We start from the raw sequence: 20,491 nt of genomic DNA on the forward strand, positions 1-20,491 counted from the left end.
TCTTGCAATTTATAGTGGGAGTTGTTTACTTTTTAGGCAAATTCATATTTTTACGGACGAATTAAAAAAAACAAATGAAAAAAATAGTATTCTTTCTGTTGATGTCAGTCGCTTTTTCCGCTCAAAAAACTGAACTCATTGAGTTTAACCAGAATATCAGAGATAAAAAAGGATTGACTAAATCATTAACCCTGATAGATAACCGAACCGATAAAAGCATTGGGACTATTACCGGTAAAAAAGGCACATCAGAGATAAAGTTTGTTGCTGAAGATTTAAAAAATCAGATTGAAAACTTGTTCTCAGAGGACAATACGGTAAAAGGGAATAATGATATTATTTTAATTCTGGAAGACCTCAAAGCTTATAACGATCAGGATCCAGGACAAAAAGAAGCTTTTGGAAAAGTGAGAATTAAGATATCAAGCTTTCTGAAAAGGAATGATAAATATTATTTTATCACCCGCTTTGAAAATGTAATAGTTTCAGATCCGGAAAAAACAGGCAATATGCCGAAGTTTTTGGCTCAGCAGATCTCCGAAGTGTTCTCGGAATTCATCAAAGGCTCATATTCCAATACTGTTTTAGGGGTAATGATCCCTGAAAATGAGCTAATCAATTACAGTACTTATCTCAATAAAAATTATAAAGCTTTTAACGAACCTCAATTGGTAGATGGTGTTTATAAAAATTTTAAAAGCTTCTATGATCAAAAGCCGGAGCCCGGTTATTCTATTGTTAAAAATAAAAAAGGAAAACTGGTGAACGTGAAGTACAACGATTTCTCAGTTCCGCTCAGTGAAGTTTTCTGTTATGTAGATTCCGGAAAAGCATACCGAGGAATACCTTCAGGATTTGTAGAAATGGTCAAAGGGAATAAGGGCTTTTATATCATTTCATCAAGAGCACAGCTTTCCGTTCAAAAAATGACGGGAGGAATGATGGTAGGAGCACTTGCCGGAGGAGTAGTCGGAGCGGTTGTTGGAGGAGTTCTTGATCCGGGAACATCTCATACAGCCGCAATCACCGGAGCAAAGACAAGGACATCTTCAAAGGTTTATATAGATTCTTTAACAGGGGCTTACATCTTTGAAAAATAAATTTCACTCCGTAAATTAAAGAGAGATAATGTCTCGCTTTTTTTTATCTTTGCAAATTACAACGTTCTTAAATGAAAAACATACGAAATTTTTGCATAATCGCTCATATTGACCACGGTAAAAGTACTTTGGCAGACCGTCTTTTGGAGTATACCAATACAGTTACTCAGAGAGAGCTGCAGTCTCAGACCCTGGATGATATGGATTTGGAAAAAGAACGTGGGATTACTATTAAGTCTCACGCCATCCAGATGGATTATGAGTATAAAGGAGAAAAATATATCTTAAACCTTATTGATACCCCGGGACACGTAGACTTTTCTTACGAAGTTTCCCGTTCTATCGCTGCCTGTGAAGGGGCGCTTCTTATTGTAGATGCTGCGCAAAGTATTCAGGCACAAACAATTAGTAATTTGTATTTGGCATTGGAAAATGATCTTGAGATCATTCCTATTCTTAATAAAATAGATCTTCCATCAGCAAATCCTGAAGAGGTGACCGACGAAATCATGGGACTTTTAGGCTGTAAATATGAAGATGTCCTTAGGGTTTCCGGAAAAACAGGAGAAGGAGTTCATGATTTGCTTGAGCAGATTGTCAATAGAATTCCACCTCCGGTTGGAGATCCGAAAGCTCCTCTTCAGGCATTGATCTTTGACTCTGTTTACAACCCGTTCAGAGGGATTGAAGCTTATTTCAAAGTAGTAAACGGAAGTATTTCTAAAAACGAGAAAATCAAATTTTTTGCTACAGGAAAAGAATATGGTGCTGATGAAGTAGGAACGTTAAAACTAAAACAGGTTCCGAAAAAAACAATTGAATGTGGGGATGTGGGTTACATTATTTCCGGGATTAAAGATGCAAGAGAAGTAAAAGTAGGGGATACCATTACCTCTTTTGTGAATCCTGCAGCTGCTGCGATTGACGGTTTTGAAGAAGTAAAGCCAATGGTTTTCGCAGGGATTTATCCTATTGAATCTGAGGATTTTGAAGAATTAAGATTCTCATTAGAAAAATTAAGACTGAATGATGCCTCTCTGGTTTTCGAACCGGAAAGTTCCGCAGCACTTGGTTTTGGTTTCCGTTGCGGATTCCTGGGAATGCTTCACATGGAAATCGTACAAGAACGTCTTGAGAGAGAATTTGATATGAATGTGATTACTACGGTTCCCAACGTTTCATATCACGGATATTCTAAAAAAGATCCTGAAACAGCAATTCTGATCAACAACCCATCTGAAATGATTGATCCCAATCTTTTGGATAGAGTTGAAGAACCGTATATAAAAGCTTCTATTATTACTAAATCCGATTTCGTGGGTGCTGTGATGACGCTTTGTATTGAAAAGAGAGGGGAGATTGTCAACCAAAGTTATTTAACGGCAGACAGGGTAGAGCTAACATTTAATATGCCTTTGGCAGAAGTTGTTTTCGACTTTTACGATCGTCTGAAATCAATCTCCAAAGGATATGCATCATTCGACTACTCTCCAATAGGAATGCGCTCCTCTAAATTGGTTAAAATGGATATTCTGATCAATGGTGATATGGTAGATGCCCTTTCTTCACTGATCCACGACAGCAATGCTTATTATATCGGTAAAAAGATGTGTGAAAAGCTTCGTGAACTGATTCCTAGGCAGCAGTTTGATATTGCAGTTCAGGCAGCGTTGGGAGCAAAAGTTATTGCAAGGGAAACCATCAAAGCATTAAGAAAAGATGTTACCGCAAAATGTTACGGAGGTGATATTTCCAGAAAGAGAAAACTTCTGGAAAAGCAGAAAGAAGGTAAAAAGAAAATGAAGCAGATTGGTAGGGTAGAAGTACCACAATCCGCCTTCATGGCCGTATTAAAACTAAACGATTAATATAAAAAAGACCGGTAATTTTTACCGGTCTTTTATTTTTCAGAAAGTTCGCTGTTTCTCTGTGAGATTGGCCTGTATAACCAAAGCTCCGAGTCCGAGAATCACTTCGGCAATACCTAATGTTCTGATAAGATTGATCCCGCATACGAGACATTCGGGTTCAGGGAAAGGCTTTTTCCCCACAACAATGATCAAAACTCCTCCTATGATAATAATGACCACGATAAAGGCTCTTAATAATGTTTTCATGATGGTATAAATTTTTATTTTCTATACCAAAGTTGAGCATATCTGTCATGAAATCTATAAGGAAAATCACTGTTTTATAGAAGTGGTTTCTCCGGTTTTTATTTCTTTCTGATGAATTTTATTTCCATGGTCTTGTATTCTTTCCCTGTTTTAGAATCAGGGCCGTACATTTCCATAGTATGATTATTGGTATCGATGAAAGTGTAAATCTCTCTGAAATCACAGTCTTTTCCAGGTCTTGCCGGGTCTGTCATTTTACCTTTGAGTTCAATGGATTTCTTACCAGGGTCCCAGTCTCCTTCCGCCTGCATGATTCCTGTCCCCATATTATCGATCCATGTGCTTACAAACTTTTTCTTGGTATTATCATAGCCCATAATACTCATCCCTTCAAACGGCATTCCCATAAAGTTTCCTTTGTAGGTGCTGTGCTGATATCTGCCACCGAAGATCATTTTATTGGTACATTCAGACTGGCTTGTTATAGGTTTTGCATCTTTCTCCATCCAGGAAGTGGTTGCTCCGGTCCAGTTTCCGTCATATAGTGCCAGTGTTTTATGCATCTCGCCGGGTGTGGCGTATTCCATCCAGGCCTTCGTTGCAGCAGCAGAATCTACGGGTTTCCATTCTGCAGAATCTGTTTTTGCTGAGCCTTTTTCAGTTACAGGCTTTCCTTTTTCACAAGCGGCCAAAAGAAAGACCATTGAGAATAACAACAATAGATTTTTCATAATCAGTTAATTTTAAGTGGGTTATTATGAAATAAAGTTAGTTAATTTTATTATTCTGCAATTCTTTTTTTTGATGTCGTTTATAAATCTTACCTTTGTGTATTCATAACGCAAACTAAATTATGGGATCTCCAAAAAAAATTCAGGATATTAAAGTGGCTGTTGATGCTGTTATTTTCGGATACTTTGATAAACAAGATCTTCAGCTTCTCTTGATCAAAAGAAAGATTGATCCTTTCAAAGGAGGCTGGGCGCTTCCGGGCGGTCTTGTTCTGGATGATGAAAACCTGGATGATGCAGTAAAAAGAGAACTTCACGAAGAAGCAGGCATAAAGCCTGATTTTCTGGAACAACTCTATACCTTTGGTAACATTGGCCGCGATCCCCGGAATAGAGTGGTTTCTGTGGCTTATTTAGGCCTTGTAAACCCATCCTATCATGAACTCTTTGCAGACTCTGATGCGGAAGACGCGCAGTGGTTCAGTGTAAATAGACTTCCGTCACTTGCCTTTGATCATAAATCCATTATTGATATTGCACTAAACAGACTCCGTACCAAACTTCAGTACCAGCCCATCGGTTTTAATCTTCTGAACGAAGAGTTCCCTTTTTCTGACCTTGAAAATCTTTACAGAACCATTGTTGGACGTGAAATAGACCGCAGAAATTTCCGCAAAAAGATCATGAGCTATGGTCTGCTTAATGAGACCGATAATGTTAAAAAAGAAGGCAGCGGCAGACCCGGAAAACTTTTTACTTTCAATAAGGAGAAGTACGAAGAACTTGAAAAAGAAGGCTTCTATTTCGAAATCAAATAATTTTTTTCTGGTTGATCCAGCCTATACTTATATCAGAAACCTTCTCTTTTATATTTTAAAACAATCAAACTAAATTTCTAGTTTGATTGTGTATTTGTAGCAATTTTGAAACAGTAGTGTTATTTGTGTTTTAAAGTAATTAATTTTTAACATTGATAATCAATAAATTAAATATTTAGTGTTAAAATAACGCAAATAAATTTTGTTCGTAAAGTTATATTGTTTTACATTTGTGTAATAATAACACAATCATTAAACACAAAATAATATCATGGAAAAAACAGAACTCTACCCGCAGATATTTCTGATCGAAGATTTTCTGACTTCTGAAGCTTGTGATGAATATATCGCAATGGCACAGGGAAAAGTATTTGAAGAAGCTAAGATCAATATGAATGGACACCAGATGATGAGTAAAGGAATCAGGAATAATGACAGGCTGATGGTTTTTGACAATGATTTGGCAGAAGATCTTTTCAGAAAAGCAGTAGAATTCCTTCCTCAGGAACATGAAAATTATACGCTTCGGAATTTTAATGAAATGTTCAGGGTTTATAAATATTCTCCCGGACAACGATTTAAAATACACAGAGACGGAAGCTATATCAGGAATGAAAATGAAAAAAGTTTCTACACGTTCCTGATCTATCTGAATGATGATTTTGAAAGGGGAGAAACAGAATTTGAAAATTTGTTCACAGTAGCCCCAAAGAAAGGATCTGCTCTGGTTTTCTACCATCCGTTAAAACATGAAGGGAAAACCCTGATCAGCGGACAGAAATATGTTTTGAGAACCGATGTAATGTATTCTAATAAGTAATCATCTGCAATAGGATACGCATTACTATGTCTGTTTTAATTAGCGTAAAAATAACACAAAATAAATTAAAGAGATGGAAGACGAATTAAAACCAAGATTCATCGAGTCATTACAGAGAAATAATGATCAGATCAGAGAAGATCGCGCACGCACCATCGGCGCAGATTCTGAATTGATCTATAGGCGCAGGGTCGAAGACATTGAACTGAAAATAAAGAGACTGCAGCGTGAGCAGGAAGGGCTTATCGATATCAGTCCTTTAGACAGAAACAGTCTGACATTTGCGGATTTTCAGCCGGAAGCATTTGTTCAGAAAGACATCGAATATTCATTAACAATCAGAAATTTAAATATTCAGTTAGAAGTCGCAGTGAAGAGATTTGAATATTTATTCGGTAAAGCATTTTAGTTATGGGAAGTACAAGATACGATATGGATGCTCGTTTCGACAGAGCAAGAAAAGCAGGTTACGGATCTAAATCCGCAGGTGAAATTTTCACCCAGAATGCAAAAAGAAGAGCTCATGAATCTATGAACCCTAAAGGAATTCCTTTCAGAGAATCGAGAGATTCCTCCGTACATCCGAATTCCGTTCCTGTCATCTTAGGATTGGATGTAACGGGAAGTATGGGACATATTCCGCACGAACTTATTAAAGAAGGACTTCCTAAATTAATGGGCGGAATTATCCAAGGAGGTGTTCCGGATCCGGCACTTTTATTTTTGGGAATCGGGGACCACGAATGTGATGCTTTTCCTTTACAGGTAGGGCAGTTTGAATCCGGAGACGAGGAGCTGGATATGTGGCTGACACGTACTTATATTGAATCCGGCGGTGGCGGAAATGCAGGAGAAAGCTATCTACTGGCTTGGTACTTTGCTGCTTTTCATACCAGAACGGATGCTTTCGAAAAGAGAAGCCAGAAAGGGATTTTGTTTACAGTGGGTGATGAGCCTTGCTTAAAAACACTTCCTGCATCAGCTATCAGGGAAATTATGGGAGTGGGACAACAGACCTATACTCACTTTCAGTTACTGGAAGAAGTGAAAAAACGATATGAAGTGTATCACATCAACGTTCTGCATTCCGATCAGGCCATGAGAGCGGATAAAGGCTGGAAGGAATTATTGGGCCAGAATTGTTTATCAATAGCTGACCACAGAGATATTCCGGATGTCATTAAAGGAGTGATTTGTGATAGGTTTAAAAATGAAACTTTCAGATCAGCAGAAGGAGGTGGATTTGATCATATTCAAATGTTTTAAGTCATGAAAAAGGCACAAATAGTAATAGGGCTGGGTTTTGGGGATGAAGGAAAGGGAATCACTACGGATTTTCTGGCGCAGCAAAACCCGGAGTCTGTTGTCATCAGGTTTTCCGGAGGACAGCAGGCGGCGCATACGGTGATGATTGATGGTAAAAAGCATATTCATTCCAGTTTTGCGAGCGGAGCACTGCGTGGATTGCCTTCTTATTTTACGGAACACTGTACCATTCATCCTGTATTTTTATTCAATGAAAGAAAGGAATTAATGGAGAAAAACGGAAATATTAAACTTCATATTCATCCACTGGCGAAGGTCACCACTCCGTTTGATGTCTGGCAAAACAGGACCAATGCGAAAAATCTCGAACACGGAACCTGTGGAAAAGGGATAGGAGCTACGATGAAAAGACACGAAAGCCCTTACAAACTATTTGCTGCCGATCTAATCGCTCCAAGAGGAATGCTGATTGAGAAATTAAAAGGAATAGCCTATTACTATGGCTTTATGGAGGATGATCGGTTAGAAGAAGCGCTTCAGTTTTTTTTAAATGCGGTAGATCAAATCGATTGGAAAATAGATGATTATACGTATTTGAATTCATTTGAAAATCTCATTTTTGAAGGGAGCCAGGGAATTCTTTTAGATATGGATCACGGTGTATTTCCTCATGTGACGTATGCCAATACCACTTCAAAAAATGCCTATGAGATCTGCAGACTGTTGAAAATTGAGGATATTGAAATGTATTACGTGACAAGGATTTATTCCACACGTCATGGAAGGGGATGGATGAGTAATGAAAAAGAGTTGACGCTTAAAAATAATGAAGAGGAAACGTGTGTTTTCAATGATTATCAGAAAGAACTTCGCTTTGGAGATTTAGACTATGACCTGTTGAATTATGCCCTTCTTCTGGATGGAGCTTATACCGCCGCAGCCAAAAAAAATCTGATCGTGACTTGCCTTGATCAAACTGAGGAGAAATTTAAAATAGACAAATTAAAAACAAAATTTGATGCAGTCTACGGATCCTATTCTCCGTTTTCGGAAGACTTTAAACCAATTTTTTAAACCAAATAATGGCTTTATATTTAGTGACAAAAACAGAGCCGGATAGAATACAATGATTAAAGAATTTGAAATAAGAGCGGATTATAACAGGGATACCATAGTGATATACCAGGCATATAATGAAACTATTGCAAAATCTGCCATAATGAATCAGAAGTTTTCTGCTCCTTTTTCATTGAACAGAATGACCTGGATCAAACCTTCCTTTCTTTGGATGATGGAACGGAGCAATTATGGACAGAAACCGGGTCAGGAATGTACTTTAGCGGTACATATTAAAAGAGAGGCCTGGGAAAAAGCATTGAGTAAAGCGGTCTTAACTTCTCCTGAAAAAAGGGTTTATCCCAATCCCGGAAGCTGGGAAAAAGAATTTAGAAAAGCAGAAGTCCATGTACAGTGGGATCCGGAAAGGAATATTAAAGGAAGTAAACTGGCGTACCGTTCTATTCAGGTGGGAATAAGCCGGCATCTGATAGAAGAGTTTAATGAAGAGTGGATCGTTAAAATAGAAGATTATACACCTTTGGTAAAAAAAATCCTAAACTTTACAAGATTGGGGGAATATGATAAGGCAAAAAAGCTTTTACCCAATGAAAAAGTATATCCATTGCCAACTGAACTTGCTCATACGATAGGAGCAACTATTTAAAAAAAGGATCAGTACTAACTTATTATGAACATTGAAATAATAAAAGGAGATATCACAAAAATCCCCGCAGACGCTATCGTCAACGCAGCCAATTCCTCTTTGCTTGGAGGGGGTGGAGTAGATGGAGCTATTCATCGTGCGGGCGGAAAGCAGATCCTTGAAGAATGTATCCAGATCAGAAACCGTCAGGGAAAATGTAATACAGGAGAAGCTGTGGTTACTTCAGCAGGCAATCTTCCGGCAAAATATGTGATTCATACCGTTGGACCTGTTTGGAATGGAGAGGAAAATAAATGCTCAAAACTTCTGGAAGACTGTTATAAAAATTCTTTACAATTGGCAGAAGGTCTGGGTGTTAAAACGATTGCTTTTCCAAATGTCAGCACAGGAATTTATAAATTTCCTAAAGAGCTGGCCGGAAAAATTGCTATAGAGACAGTAAGGAATTTCCAGTCAGAGAATATTGAGAAAGTAATTTTTGTCTGCTTTGATGATGAAAATGAAAAGATTTACAAAAAATTATTAGATTAAACCAATGAAAAAACTAACCATATTAAGCGGTGCCGGAATCAGCGCCAAAAGCGGGATAAAAACATTCAGAGACGGGGATGGTCTCTGGGAAAATCATAATATCACAGACGTAGCAAGTCCGGAAGGTTGGAGGAAAGACAGGGAATTAGTCCTGGAATTTTATAACCAGAGAAGACGGCAGCTTCATGAAGTACAACCTAATGAGGCCCATCAATTGTTAGCAGAACTGGAAAAATATTTTGACGTTCAGATCATTACCCAAAACATAGATGATCTGCATGAAAGAGCGGGATCAACAAATATTCTTCATATTCATGGAGAACTGTTCAAATCCTGCTCGTGTAATAATAAAAACCTGATCTATGAACAGAAAGAAGATATCCGGATTGGTGATAAAGCAGAAGATGGAGCCCAGCTAAGACCATTCATCGTATGGTTTGGGGAAGATGTTCCTTTGTACAAGACTGCACAGGAAAAGGTAAAAGAAGCCGATATTTTGGTGGTTATCGGAACCTCTCTGCAGGTATATCCGGCAGCAGGACTGATCCACGAGATCAAAGATGACTGTCTGCTGGTGGTGATCAATCCCAACGAAACAGGTTTCGGATACGGGCAAAGAGCTGTAGTGATGAAAGAATCTGCAACGAGAGGGATGCAATTGCTTTTTGATAAACTAGTAAACCTTGCGTGATGGAGAATATTGTAAAAGCCGGAATTTTTGGAGTCTGTATCGGAGATGCGCTTGGGGTTCCGGTGGAATTTAAGAAAAGAGAAGATTTAAAAAAAATTCCTGTTACAGGTTATCTGGAATTTATGTCCTGGAACCAGCCAAAAGGAACCTGGAGTGATGATAGTTCATTAACGCTTTGTATTGCTGATGAGCTAACAAAAGGCTATAATCTGGAGAAAATCGGGCAGAGTTTTGTAAAATGGAATAAGTATGGACACTGGACGGCCCACGGAAGACTTTTTGACATTGGGGGAACAACAAGACATTCCATTGCACGATTGATCAAAGGAGAAAGTGCAAAGTTTTCAGGAAATATTTTTGAAGAAGATAATGGGAACGGTTCCTTGATGAGAACTCTCCCTTTAGCTTTTTATCTTAAAGATGAAGAAAATATCGAGAAACTGTATCAAACGATAAAAGAGGTTTCTGCAATTACCCATGGACACTTCCGTTCCGTTTTCGCATGTTTCATTTATGTTATTTTTGCCATAGAATTGATCAAAGGAAAGAAGAGGAAAGAAGCCTATTTTCATATACAGAAAGTAGCAGTGGAATATTCAGAAATTCAAGGTTTTAACCCTAAAGAAATAGAGCTTTTTTATAGAATTTTAAAAGATGATATTTCAACTTATCCCGAAGAAGAAATTAAGAGCAGTGGCTACGTCCTTCACAGTTTAGAAGCCTCACTTTGGTGTTTTCTCAACTCTGAAACGTATGCCGAAGCTGTATTAAAAGCGGTGAACCTGGGAGAAGATACAGATACAACCGGAGCTATCACAGGAGGAATTGCAGGTATTTATTACGGATTTGAAAACATTCCGGAAGAATGGATTTCTGAACTGGTAAGAAAAGAAGATATTGAAGCTTTATGTGAAAAGCTTCAGAAAAAATTAATAGCATAACAACACATACGCTATGAACGAAATAGAAAACAAAAGAATAAGCAAATTTCTAAGCCTTATTCTGAGACATCAACCGGAAACCATTCAGCTGAAACTCGATGAGAACGGATGGGCAGAAGTCGGTGAACTGATTACAAAATCAGCAAAAGCAAGAATGCATTTTACGTTTGAAGACCTGGAAGAAGTGGTAGAAACCAATAATAAAAAACGTTTTGCTTTTAATGAAGACAAAACCAGGATCAGAGCTAGTCAGGGACATTCCATTGATATAGATCTTGCCTTGAAATCAGTGCAGCCACCGGATTTCCTGTATCACGGAACAGCAGAAGCCAATATTTCGTCCATTCTGGAAAATGGAATTGAAAAAAGAACCCGACAGCATGTCCATTTAAGTGCAGACAAAGAAACGGCTACGAAAGTAGGAATGCGTCATGGAAAACCCGTTATTCTGACTATCAGAACAAGGGAAATGTATCAGGAAGGTTTACCTTTCTATCTTTCGGCAAACGGAGTGTGGCTGACAGATTTTGTGGCCGCTAAATACATTTCAAAGTAAAGATGGGCAGAACATTGGTTATTGGCGATATCCACGGAGGATTTAAAGCATTAAAGCAGGTTTTTGAAAGAGCAGAAGTGGTGGAAAGTGATACCCTTATTTTCCTCGGAGATTATGTTGACGGATGGAGTGAATCCTCCCGGGTCGTTAGATTTTTATTAGAGCTTTCCGGAAAACAGCAATGTATTTTCATTAAAGGAAATCATGATGCTTGGTGTGAAGACTGGTTATCTGTTGGAGAGGGGCCGGATGTATGGCTCTTCAACGGGGGAAAAAGTACCGTAGACAGCTATAATGACTATTCATTAGAGGATCTGGCTTTACACCTTGAATTCTTTCAGAGGATGAAAAATTATTATGTAGATGATAAAAACCGATTGTTTATTCACGCGGGCTATTCCTCCATGCATGGCCCTGAAAAAGAAGTCTATTCCAGCAATTACCGTTGGGACAGAACCTTGTGGGAAACGGCGGTCGCAATGGACGGGAGGTTAGCAAAAAATTCAGAGCTTTATCCCAAAAGACTGCTTTTGTATAGTGAGATATTTATAGGGCATACACCGACATTAGATATAGGAATCAATGATCCTGTCAATAAGGCCAATGTTTGGAATATGGATACCGGAGCAGCTTTTACAGGCTCCCTGTCAATAATGGATATTGACACTAAAGAATTCTGGCAAAGCGACCCTCTTCCCTCTTTATACCCTGATGAAAAGGGGAGGAATAATGATATCGTAGGCAATAAAAACCTATGAAAGAAGGTTTATTAAACCTCAAATTATAAAACGAAAAAAATAGAGTCTTTGTGATAATTCAACCTCACGAAACAGCCCCAATAAATCCACAATTTCCCTTTCCCACGCAAATCATATTAAGTAATTTTGAAGTTCAAAAACTGCTTCAATGAAACTGAAATATCTCCTGATTTTCCTAAGCACATCTTTGCTTTTTGCCCAAAATTCATTTCAGACTCCTTTTGAAAAAGGAAATAAAAACCAAACCGTTACTTATGACGAAATGAACGGCTACTATCAGAACCTGGCTAAACGTTTCAATACCATTCAATATCTTAAAAAAGGAGAGGATGATAATGGAAAACCTATTTATGTAGTGATTTACAATCCCTTTTCTGAAAAAAATGTGGAAAAACTGAGAAAAGACAAAGCCATTCTTTTTGTGAACAACGGAATCCATCCGGGCGAGCCGGACGGAATAGATGCTACGATGATGCTTATGCGTGATCTTGCGACCGGGAGAATAAAAGCACCACAGAACTTTATCATTGCAGCTATTTCTGCTTATAATGTCAGTGGAATGCTGAACAGGGGTTCTTATTCCAGAGCCAATCAGAACGGTCCGGAGCAGTATGGTTTCAGGGGAAATGCCAGGAACTATGACCTGAACCGGGATTTCATTAAAGCAGATTCAAAAAACGCCAGAAGCTTTCAGGAAATATACCAGTGGCTGCAGCCTGATGTTTTTATTGATAATCATGTAAGCAACGGTGCTGATTATCAGTATACTTTCACTTATATCTCTACCTTCAAGGAACGTCTTGGAAATACATTAGGCAATTACTTTTACAATGATTATCAGGCTAAAAACCTTGAGGATATGAAAAAGCTAGGCTATGAAAGCACACCATATGTCAATATTCACGGGGATATTCCGGATGAAGGATTTGCGGCCTTCGAAGACTCTCCGAGGTATTCTACGGGCTACACATCCCTATTTAACTCGCTGGGGACCGTTCCTGAAACGCATATGCTGAAGCCTTATGATAAAAGAGTGGATGCGACGTACAAATATATGCTGGTGAATCTCCAGAATTTAGATAAAGATTACAAAAAAATAAAACAGCTTCGAATTGAAAATTTAAAGCAATACAAAGCAGGAATGCAGTACGGAATCCGCTGGAAGATTGATTCCACAAAATTTTCTACAATGGATTTTAAAGGATATGACGGAAAGTACAGGGCGAGTGATATTTCCGGAAAGCCAAGGTTGTATTATGACAGAAACAAGCCTTTTACAAAGAAGATAAAGCTCTTTACTACAGCAGTTCCTACCGGGTATATCAGGATCCCGAAATATTATATAGTTCCGCAATCTCAATACCGTGTGATCGAAGAGCTGAAAAGAAATAAGATCCTTATGACTGCTCTTAAAAAAGACAGCACTACGATGGTTGAAGCTTATAAAATCAAAGACTTTAAAACGGTGAAAAACCCTTACGAAGGACATTATCTTCATTTTGACACCAGTGTGGAAACCGTAAAAAGAACCTTGGCTTTTTCGGCGGGAGACTTTTTAATTTCAACAGATCAGCCTGGAGTAAAGTATATCATTGAAACACTTGAGCCTGAGGCTTTAGACTCATTTTTTAACTGGAATTTTTTTGATGGAATCCTGGCGCAGAAAGAATATTATTCCGCCTACATTTTTGAAGATACCGCTTCAGAACTATTAAAGACAGATAAAAAGCTGAAAGATGCTTTTGAGGCTAAAAAATCATCTGATAAAAAATTTGCAGAAGACGGAACAGCTCAATTGGACTGGATCTACAAAAATTCTCCTTACTTCGAAGAAAAAACATTCAGACAATATCCCATTTATAGAATCTTATAGATTTTTATATTTTGATTTAAAATATTGATAATCAGTATTTAATTTACAGGTTTTTCACGCTAGCATAAAGGGTGTTTTTCCTGATGACTTTAGTACATATTCGGTCGAAATTTGCTTTATAAAACCAATAAAAACTATAGTTATGGCCACTAAAAAGCATTTTTTCGTTTCACTGGAAGGGGTAGATCTTTCGGATGAACAGTTGAAAAACATTGACAGAGGAATTCAGAATGTCGTTCTTTCTGAACTTTCAAAGATTGATAATACACAGGCTTTCGGAGCTCACAGAGATTTCAGAGGACTGCTGAGACCTATGAAAATAAAAGACTGGTTTCCTTGGGGAATCATTATTTTCAAGCCGGGAATTGATATCCAGAGCCAGGTAAAAGACATCCAGTCCCAAATAAAAAGCTATGGAGGCTGATTCCAATACTTCAAGAAAGATGTGTCCCAGTTATGTTGGAAAAGTTGGGGCACAGCTTTTCGGAGTGGTCAGCAAAGACGGGAAGGTACAGTTTATCACCCCGCTCACCGTCACAGAAGATTTTCTGAAACAGAATGAAGATAAAAACAGTCTTGAACAGAGATTCCGTTTTACCGGGAAATGTGTCGAAAAAGGTTGTGCACAATGGGACAAAGAAGGATCTAAATGCTCCCTATCCACGAAAGTTCAGAATTTGGATTTCCATAAAGAAAAAGAACTTGTTTTTTGCCCGATCAGGTCACAATGCAGATGGTTTTCCCAAGATGGAAAAGAAGCCTGTTTTTCCTGTAATGAGGTGACAAGAAATATGGAAGAACTTCTTGTAAATACTTAACAATAAAAAAGACGCTTCAATTTGAAGCGTCTTTTCGTTTATTTTGGTAAGCCTCTTTTTAAAGCAATTTCTGCCCGTTTAACGGCTACTTTTTCTTTCCAGTCCATGTACTTCTTTTTGAAATTGGACTTCATAATATCGTCAAATTTACGTTGTACAGTAAGGTTCCATAAAGAATGAGCCTTTACTGCCCAGGATTTATCCCATGCTCTCAAAGAGATAGAGAAACTTCCGTCCAGGTACTTCATCCAGTGCCACCATCCAGTAGGCATAAAAAGGGTATCACCATGTTCCAGGAAACATTCAATTCCCTCTACACCGTCCAGCGCAGGGTATTTTTCAAAGTCAGGATTGTCTATATCATAGTCTTCCAGCGCATAGGTTGCATAAGGAAGCTGATACAATCTTTCTTTCCATTTATACTCAAACAGTTTCACATGCTTTCTTCCGTTGAAATGAGTATGGAAAATATGCGCCATATCAATGTCGAAATGAAGAAACGTTACAGAACCCTTTCCTCCAAAAAACATAGACGGATATTTATCAAGGAAACCACCCATTAGTTCTTTCGGAGAAATATAATCTTCCAGTAATTTTTTGGCATGCTTTATAGGATCAAAAAAGAAAATTCTCAGATCAGTAGGCTCTTTTTGGATGAGGTCTATATAATCTGCAAACTTCATTTTTGTAGTGGGTGTATTGATGGGAGCGGCAGGATCGGCCTTTTTAGAATCATAAAGAGGAACTTCCACATCACCTACTGCTTCCTTCACATATTCCATGGTCCACTTTTGATAAGCAGGCCATTTTCTTGCCATATTTTTAATGACAACGGGCCTTCTGGGCTTTAGATATTTTTCTGTAAACTCTTCCTGAGTAATATCATCTACAACATCTATAGGCTTTAAAATAATTCCCATTCTATAAATTTTATGTTACAAAATTATTAAATAAATATATATGAATCAGTGTTTAAATTTTTTTTAATCTATGATTCAAATCATTTTTGACTATTTAGACTAAATAAAAAAGGTTGAGAAACAATTTTTTTATAGATTCTATCGGGAGTTTCCTATTCTCAGACATTTTTTTTATTGAAAAGTATTAGATTTTTCTTAAATAAACAAGGATTTAAATTTTAGCTTATAGACAGATTTTGAATATTTTACATACCAAACAGATTTTTGAAACAGAATTTACATATTGCCAAATATTTTACGAAAAGATAGAGTTTTAAAAAATATCACTAATTTTATAGTGTTAAGACATTTAACCTTTAGCATTAAAATACATCTTTATAAAAGTGTAACAAAAAACACAGGCTACAAACTAATTAGGCAAATAATAAATTATGAAAGGAAAGATTTCTTTATTTCTGATGCTTTTTTTCACCGTGCTCACATTTGCGCAGAAAACAGTGTCAGGGAAAATTACCGATGAAGACGGATCCGCTATTCCCAGTGCCAGCGTTACTATAGAAGAACCGGGTAAAGATGCTATTTTGGCATATGGGATCACCAATTCCAAGGGAGAATACAAAGTAACGTTTACCTCTGCGGAATCCAATGTAGATCTGAAAGTGAAAGCATTCAACCAAAAGCCTCTGACCAAACAGATCAGTAACAGCGATCAGACCCTGACTTTCAAAATGCAGTCTGAAGCTACAGAAATAAAAGAAGTCCAGCTAAAAACCAAGATGATTACTGCGAGAGGAGATACCATCGCTTATGATCTAAAAGCTTTTGACAGTAAAAGTGACAGAACACTAGCTGATGTAATGAGAAAGATTCCGGGAATCGAAGTCAATAAAGACGGAAGCATTCTTTATCAGGGAAATGCCATCAATAAATTTTATGTTAACGGAAAAGATCTGATGGAAGGAGGATATGGAACGATCAACAACTCACTTCCCAAGGATGCGGTTCAGAAAGTGGAAGTCCTGGAAAACCACCAACCGGTAAAAATACTACAGGATAAGGTTCCTTCTGATCAGGCTGCGATCAATATCAAGTTAAAAAACTCTGTTACCATGACCGGAAGAGGAGAAGTGGGGACAGGTTTTGGAGATCCGTGGTTGTGGAACGTTAAACTGACCCCGATGTTTTTTGGGCAGAAAAGCCAGTGGGTGGTGAATTATAAAACTAATAATATGGGTGAGCAGGTGGAAAATGAAGGGAATATCTTAGCTTTTGGAAACAGGTTCGAAGGAAGAAGAATTAATGCTTCTCAAAATGACTGGCTGAATGTAGAAAATGCAAGCACACCCAACCTTCCGGTAAAAAGATATTTGATGAACAATGTGCATTACCTGTCGGCAAATTATCTGACTAATATAGACAAAAAGAAAGAGTGGGAGCTTAAAGCCAATGCCAACTATACCAATAACGCGGTTGAAAGAGAGTCGTATAGCCAGACAGATTACTTTGAGGGAAGCTCGAATATTGTAAATATTCTTAATAATTTTTACACAGATAAAGCAAAAGGAGAATTAATATTTACAAAAAATGCCAAAAAAGGATTCTTTAAAAATACTACAAGTTTTTCTCAGTACTGGAATGCAGACAGAGGAATTGTTGACAGAACGGATGTAGCAAACGGAGTGAAAAGACATGGCGATGAAGCAATAGAGTCTCCAACAACATCTTTTCAGAACTCCCTGAGTACCATTATTCCATGGAAAGAAAAAATGGTGAATCTTTTATCTTTTGTAAGCTATCAGACCGATAACCAGACACTGAAAGTTTCCCCTGCCTCTTATCTGGACATTCCCGGACTCACTCCTGAACCTAAGAATTTTGCGAAACAAAACCTGAGACTTAAAACGATTGAAGCAAATCATTCTGCCAATATTGGTTTTTCTAAAAAAGGATGGACGTTTACTCCGGAAGTTGGATTTAACTTTAAAACAACAGATTTAGTTTCAGATTTATCAAATGTTATAACATCAGGAGCGCTTCCGGCAGCCTATAGTAATGATCTTACATATACTACAGCAACGCCTTACGGAAGCTTGGGAGTAAATTATAAAAATGATTCATGGATGTTGTATGCCAATTTTCCTGTAAACTCTAATAACATTAAAGCGGAAGATCCGTTAAGAAATGTCGCTAAAGAAGTAAACAAAGTGACTTTTGAACCTAGTGTTTTTGCACAGTATACTTTTGCCTCTTTTTGGAAAGCTTCGGTAAATGCTAATATTAATAATAATTTTGGAGAAATAAATACGGCTTATTCAGGATTCTTAATGACCTCTCCAAGCGGAATTAATGCAATGGATATCAATAATCCGATACCTCAGAATAATAATAAATCTGCAGGAACAAGACTGGAGTATAGAAATCCATTAAATAATTTATTCTTCAATATCAATTACAGATTTTCAGATGCTAAAAGAAACCTGATTTCAAACCCGTTGATTAACGGAGCAGGTTATACCGTAATGCAATATATAGAACAGGATAATCATGTATTAAATAATGGTTACAGCGTGGAAGTAGGAAAATATTTTCCAAAGTTTAAAACAAATGCCTCCCTTAGCTACAGCAACAATACGGCAAAATCTGATGCATTCCTGAATAATAATTCTTTTACAAACAACAACAACAGCCAGTCGTACGGAATTAAATTCAATAATACTTATTTCAGCTGGATGAGCATAGATTATAACGCAAGCATTTCCAGAACAAAACAAACCAGTACAGGAAAGATAAATTCCAGTGCTACCAGAACCGGTTTCACACATAATCTTGGCGCGTTCTTCTATCCGGTAGAAAACCATACCCTTGGATTCAACTGGGATCAGGTAAATACAAATGCGGCCGATCAAAAATACCATAATGGATTCTACGACGTTTCATATCAATTTACCTGGGCAAAAAAGAAAATTGATTTTGAGCTTAAATGGATGAATATAGCCAACAAAAAAGTATTCGAAACATATGATATCAATACCACAAACATTACTTTTACAAGATATCAGCTCCGTCCAAGCCAGGTTATGTTTACCGTAAAATTTAATTTCAAATAAAAATAAAAAAACCAATTTCATCGAGATTGGTTTTTTTGTTTTAAGATATATTTGTTCAGATTGCTAGAAGCTCTGATGATCCGCAGAAGGGCCGTAGCTTCCAGGAAGAGGGATGTCGTTCAGTCTGTAATACACTCCCAATTGAGCCCTGTGATGTGTGATTTGGTTTAAAGAATGGCGGATGGAACCATATTTAGTCCATTTTGCTACTTCGTGGCCGTTGTTTTTTAGTGCCCATGTATCATTAAGGTTTTCTTCTTTAGCATTATCAAGAGCAGCCTGCGCAGATTTGAAATTCTCATCCAGGGTTTGCAGAAGATCTTCTTTGGTAGAAAGATGCTTAGGCTGAAAATCTCCTTTTGCAAAATCCAAGTCTGAAGTTTTCAGCATTGCGTCCGGCCACCCGAAAATTTCAGAAATATGAGTGGCAAGAGGCATCATTTTCATGCTTTTCTCATGAGGAGCATAATCGTTTTTTCCTTCAGGATAAACTTCGAAAAATTTCCGGGTTGTCTGGTACTCTGTTTCCAGCTCATCTTTAAATTGTGATAAAGTATCCATAATATTTTGTTTTTAAGTACTTAAAGGTAAGGCTTTTGGGGGAGAAAGTGTTTTAAGGAAATCATAATTTTTGGCCCTGATACTCTAACAATATTGTTATGAACCGTATGTACGGTATGTTGCTAGTCATCGGAGAGGTACGCTTGTCTAAATAAAAATTTGAAAAAAACTGTAACATATTACAGCAATTGATAACTAATTAGTAAATGTTATTACAATGAAAAATCTATTTTCTGTATTCTTTATCGCTCTTTTTGCCCTGGCATCGGCACAGGATTCGAAAGAATCAAAAGAGACAGCAAACCGTTTCTTCTATGAACTGACTTTTAAGCCGAAGAAGGACTCTGCCAAGATGGATAAAGTAATTACAATCTTGGATATTACAGACAAAAACAGATCCATTTATCAGGATTATACAGTGATTGCTCAGGATTCTATCATGAAAGTTGAAATAGAAGCCATGCAGAAAGCAGGAATCATGAAAGATTTGTCAAAAACCATTAAAACCCCTAAAATTTCAGCCAGGATATACAAATCATATCCAGGTATGAAAGTGCAGTATGTAGACAAGATAGCAAATGGATTTACACCCAGCAACATAGGCTATAGCGAAGACTTAAAGTTCAACTGGAATATCCTTAATGATAAACAGAAAATAGGAGAATACAACACTCAAAAGGCAACCACTGAATTCGGAGGAAGAAAATGGACAGCTTGGTTCAGCACAGATCTGCCGTTTCAGGATGGGCCTTACAAATTCTTTGGACTGCCAGGTTTAATCGTTAAAATTGAAGATGATCAGAAAAATTATTCTTGGGTTTTACAAGGAAACAAAAAAGTGAAAGACTATACGGAATACTCTTATATTGAGAATCTAATGCAGGCCAAAGGAGGAAAAGTAAATGAATTAACAAGAGAAAAATTTGAAAAAACATTCAGCGATTTCAAAAAAGATCCTTTTGCATCTATAAGACCAATGATGACGCAGGAAATGCTGTCTAAAACAGTTCCGGGAATGGATGGTACGGTGGGCGATATGGTAAAAAAACAGGAGAAGCAGTACAAAGACTTTTATAATGCCAATGACAATCCGATAGAAATATCAGCAGCACAGGAGGATAAAAAGAAAAAATAAGCATTCATATCAACTAAATTATATT

At 37.4% G+C, this 20,491-nt stretch carries 22 protein-coding genes; 18 read left to right on the plus strand and 4 right to left on the minus strand.

Features of this window, described 5'->3' with window-relative positions; genetic code table 11:
• The first annotated feature begins 74 nt into the window (after positions 1-74).
• Positions 75-1,100, plus strand: a complete 1,026-nt coding sequence (locus J2T03_RS13550) for a hypothetical protein (RefSeq protein ID WP_307211799.1) — start codon at positions 75-77, stop codon at positions 1,098-1,100.
• A 71-nt stretch (positions 1,101-1,171) separates the two neighbouring features.
• Positions 1,172-2,968, plus strand: coding sequence for a translation elongation factor 4 (lepA, locus tag J2T03_RS13555; protein ID WP_089755232.1), 1,797 nt, complete (start codon positions 1,172-1,174; stop codon positions 2,966-2,968).
• Between the two features lie 39 nt (positions 2,969-3,007).
• On the opposite strand, the gene J2T03_RS13560 is transcribed toward lepA, so the two are convergent.
• Together J2T03_RS13560 and J2T03_RS13565 are read right to left on the minus strand one after the other, a co-directional pair.
• The gene (locus J2T03_RS13560) at positions 3,008-3,217 is read right to left on the minus strand and encodes a hypothetical protein (protein WP_034724485.1); all 210 of its coding nucleotides are present in this window, start codon (positions 3,215-3,217) and stop codon (positions 3,008-3,010) included.
• Between the two features lie 98 nt (positions 3,218-3,315).
• A complete protein-coding gene (locus tag J2T03_RS13565; RefSeq protein WP_307211802.1) occupies positions 3,316-3,948 on the minus strand; it encodes a DUF1579 domain-containing protein in 633 nt (210 codons plus the stop codon).
• A 140-nt stretch (positions 3,949-4,088) separates the two neighbouring features.
• Between J2T03_RS13565 and J2T03_RS13570 the strand changes: the two genes are divergently transcribed.
• The 14 genes from J2T03_RS13570 (at position 4,089) to J2T03_RS13635 (ending at position 14,743) form a co-directional block, all read left to right on the plus strand.
• Positions 4,089-4,766: an NUDIX hydrolase gene (locus J2T03_RS13570; RefSeq protein ID WP_373425256.1), complete on the plus strand. Its 678-nt coding sequence runs from the start codon at positions 4,089-4,091 to the stop codon at positions 4,764-4,766.
• A 271-nt stretch (positions 4,767-5,037) separates the two neighbouring features.
• Entirely contained in the window at positions 5,038-5,586 is a 549-nt protein-coding gene (locus tag J2T03_RS13575) for a 2OG-Fe(II) oxygenase (RefSeq protein ID WP_307211804.1), read from the plus strand.
• A 73-nt stretch (positions 5,587-5,659) separates the two neighbouring features.
• The gene (locus J2T03_RS13580; RefSeq protein ID WP_307211806.1) at positions 5,660-5,995 is read left to right on the plus strand and encodes a hypothetical protein; all 336 of its coding nucleotides are present in this window, start codon (positions 5,660-5,662) and stop codon (positions 5,993-5,995) included.
• A 2-nt stretch (positions 5,996-5,997) separates the two neighbouring features.
• Positions 5,998-6,852 (plus strand): hypothetical protein, encoded by an 855-nt coding sequence (locus J2T03_RS13585; protein WP_306841123.1) that lies wholly within the window; start codon positions 5,998-6,000, stop codon positions 6,850-6,852.
• 3 nt (positions 6,853-6,855) lie between these two features.
• Positions 6,856-7,926, plus strand: coding sequence for an adenylosuccinate synthetase (locus J2T03_RS13590; protein ID WP_307211809.1), 1,071 nt, complete (start codon positions 6,856-6,858; stop codon positions 7,924-7,926).
• 52 nt (positions 7,927-7,978) lie between these two features.
• Entirely contained in the window at positions 7,979-8,575 is a 597-nt protein-coding gene (locus J2T03_RS13595; protein WP_307211811.1) for a DUF4291 domain-containing protein, read from the plus strand.
• Between the two features lie 24 nt (positions 8,576-8,599).
• Entirely contained in the window at positions 8,600-9,106 is a 507-nt protein-coding gene (locus J2T03_RS13600; protein WP_307211813.1) for an O-acetyl-ADP-ribose deacetylase, read from the plus strand.
• A 4-nt stretch (positions 9,107-9,110) separates the two neighbouring features.
• Positions 9,111-9,797 carry an SIR2 family NAD-dependent protein deacylase gene (locus J2T03_RS13605; protein ID WP_307211816.1) on the plus strand — a complete coding sequence of 229 codons (687 nt, stop codon included), beginning with the start codon at positions 9,111-9,113 and terminating at the stop codon, positions 9,795-9,797.
• Entirely contained in the window at positions 9,797-10,738 is a 942-nt protein-coding gene (locus J2T03_RS13610) for an ADP-ribosylglycohydrolase family protein (RefSeq protein WP_307211820.1), read from the plus strand. Before J2T03_RS13605 ends, J2T03_RS13610 begins: the two co-directional genes overlap by 1 nt.
• 13 nt (positions 10,739-10,751) lie before the next feature.
• On the plus strand, positions 10,752-11,294 hold the full coding sequence (locus J2T03_RS13615; protein ID WP_307211824.1) for an RNA 2'-phosphotransferase: 543 nt from the start codon (positions 10,752-10,754) through the stop codon (positions 11,292-11,294).
• 2 nt (positions 11,295-11,296) lie between these two features.
• The gene (locus J2T03_RS13620; protein WP_307211827.1) at positions 11,297-12,052 is read left to right on the plus strand and encodes a metallophosphoesterase; all 756 of its coding nucleotides are present in this window, start codon (positions 11,297-11,299) and stop codon (positions 12,050-12,052) included.
• A 148-nt stretch (positions 12,053-12,200) separates the two neighbouring features.
• Positions 12,201-13,925: a hypothetical protein gene (locus J2T03_RS13625; RefSeq protein ID WP_307211830.1), complete on the plus strand. Its 1,725-nt coding sequence runs from the start codon at positions 12,201-12,203 to the stop codon at positions 13,923-13,925.
• 142 nt (positions 13,926-14,067) lie between these two features.
• Positions 14,068-14,349, plus strand: a complete 282-nt coding sequence (locus J2T03_RS13630) for a hypothetical protein (protein WP_307211833.1) — start codon at positions 14,068-14,070, stop codon at positions 14,347-14,349.
• Positions 14,339-14,743 carry a hypothetical protein gene (locus J2T03_RS13635; RefSeq protein WP_307211836.1) on the plus strand — a complete coding sequence of 135 codons (405 nt, stop codon included), beginning with the start codon at positions 14,339-14,341 and terminating at the stop codon, positions 14,741-14,743. The genes J2T03_RS13630 and J2T03_RS13635 overlap by 11 nt, the downstream gene beginning before the upstream one ends.
• Before the next feature lie 38 nt (positions 14,744-14,781).
• Here the strand turns inward: J2T03_RS13635 and J2T03_RS13640 are convergent, their stop codons facing one another.
• The gene (locus tag J2T03_RS13640) at positions 14,782-15,663 is read right to left on the minus strand and encodes a cupin-like domain-containing protein (protein WP_306841149.1); all 882 of its coding nucleotides are present in this window, start codon (positions 15,661-15,663) and stop codon (positions 14,782-14,784) included.
• 431 nt (positions 15,664-16,094) lie between these two features.
• On the opposite strand from J2T03_RS13640, the gene J2T03_RS13645 reads away from it, so the two are divergent.
• On the plus strand, positions 16,095-18,770 hold the full coding sequence (locus J2T03_RS13645; protein WP_307211840.1) for a carboxypeptidase-like regulatory domain-containing protein: 2,676 nt from the start codon (positions 16,095-16,097) through the stop codon (positions 18,768-18,770).
• A 63-nt stretch (positions 18,771-18,833) separates the two neighbouring features.
• Here J2T03_RS13645 and J2T03_RS13650 read toward each other — a convergent pair whose 3' ends face one another.
• Positions 18,834-19,331 carry a DinB family protein gene (locus J2T03_RS13650; RefSeq protein WP_307211843.1) on the minus strand — a complete coding sequence of 166 codons (498 nt, stop codon included), beginning with the start codon at positions 19,329-19,331 and terminating at the stop codon, positions 18,834-18,836.
• 217 nt (positions 19,332-19,548) lie between these two features.
• On the opposite strand from J2T03_RS13650, the gene J2T03_RS13655 reads away from it, so the two are divergent.
• Complete coding sequence (locus J2T03_RS13655; protein WP_306841155.1) at positions 19,549-20,466, plus strand: GLPGLI family protein; 918 nt, start codon at positions 19,549-19,551, stop codon at positions 20,464-20,466.
• Positions 20,467-20,491 lie beyond the last annotated feature (25 nt).

The sequence above is a fragment of the Chryseobacterium lathyri genome, from assembly GCF_030812195.1.
Lineage (GTDB): Bacteria > Bacteroidota > Bacteroidia > Flavobacteriales > Weeksellaceae > Chryseobacterium > Chryseobacterium lathyri_A.

Bases quoted from the DNA above. Each gene is read 5' to 3' on its own strand.
- J2T03_RS13550 (WP_307211799.1), top strand. From the start codon at position 75: ATGAAAAAAATAGTATTCTTTCTGTTGATGTCAGTCGCTTTTTCCGCT.
- lepA (WP_089755232.1), top strand. From the start codon at position 1,172: ATGAAAAACATACGAAATTTTTGCATAATCGCTCATATTGACCACGGT.
- J2T03_RS13560 (WP_034724485.1), bottom strand. From the start codon at position 3,217: ATGAAAACATTATTAAGAGCCTTTATCGTGGTCATTATTATCATAGGA.
- J2T03_RS13565 (WP_307211802.1), bottom strand. From the start codon at position 3,948: ATGAAAAATCTATTGTTGTTATTCTCAATGGTCTTTCTTTTGGCCGCT.
- J2T03_RS13575 (WP_307211804.1), top strand. From the start codon at position 5,038: ATGGAAAAAACAGAACTCTACCCGCAGATATTTCTGATCGAAGATTTT.
- J2T03_RS13580 (WP_307211806.1), top strand. From the start codon at position 5,660: ATGGAAGACGAATTAAAACCAAGATTCATCGAGTCATTACAGAGAAAT.
- J2T03_RS13585 (WP_306841123.1), top strand. From the start codon at position 5,998: ATGGGAAGTACAAGATACGATATGGATGCTCGTTTCGACAGAGCAAGA.
- J2T03_RS13590 (WP_307211809.1), top strand. From the start codon at position 6,856: ATGAAAAAGGCACAAATAGTAATAGGGCTGGGTTTTGGGGATGAAGGA.
- J2T03_RS13595 (WP_307211811.1), top strand. From the start codon at position 7,979: ATGATTAAAGAATTTGAAATAAGAGCGGATTATAACAGGGATACCATA.
- J2T03_RS13600 (WP_307211813.1), top strand. From the start codon at position 8,600: ATGAACATTGAAATAATAAAAGGAGATATCACAAAAATCCCCGCAGAC.
- J2T03_RS13605 (WP_307211816.1), top strand. From the start codon at position 9,111: ATGAAAAAACTAACCATATTAAGCGGTGCCGGAATCAGCGCCAAAAGC.
- J2T03_RS13610 (WP_307211820.1), top strand. From the start codon at position 9,797: ATGGAGAATATTGTAAAAGCCGGAATTTTTGGAGTCTGTATCGGAGAT.
- J2T03_RS13615 (WP_307211824.1), top strand. From the start codon at position 10,752: ATGAACGAAATAGAAAACAAAAGAATAAGCAAATTTCTAAGCCTTATT.
- J2T03_RS13620 (WP_307211827.1), top strand. From the start codon at position 11,297: ATGGGCAGAACATTGGTTATTGGCGATATCCACGGAGGATTTAAAGCA.
- J2T03_RS13625 (WP_307211830.1), top strand. From the start codon at position 12,201: ATGAAACTGAAATATCTCCTGATTTTCCTAAGCACATCTTTGCTTTTT.
- J2T03_RS13630 (WP_307211833.1), top strand. From the start codon at position 14,068: ATGGCCACTAAAAAGCATTTTTTCGTTTCACTGGAAGGGGTAGATCTT.
- J2T03_RS13635 (WP_307211836.1), top strand. From the start codon at position 14,339: ATGGAGGCTGATTCCAATACTTCAAGAAAGATGTGTCCCAGTTATGTT.
- J2T03_RS13640 (WP_306841149.1), bottom strand. From the start codon at position 15,663: ATGGGAATTATTTTAAAGCCTATAGATGTTGTAGATGATATTACTCAG.
- J2T03_RS13645 (WP_307211840.1), top strand. From the start codon at position 16,095: ATGAAAGGAAAGATTTCTTTATTTCTGATGCTTTTTTTCACCGTGCTC.
- J2T03_RS13650 (WP_307211843.1), bottom strand. From the start codon at position 19,331: ATGGATACTTTATCACAATTTAAAGATGAGCTGGAAACAGAGTACCAG.
- J2T03_RS13655 (WP_306841155.1), top strand. From the start codon at position 19,549: ATGAAAAATCTATTTTCTGTATTCTTTATCGCTCTTTTTGCCCTGGCA.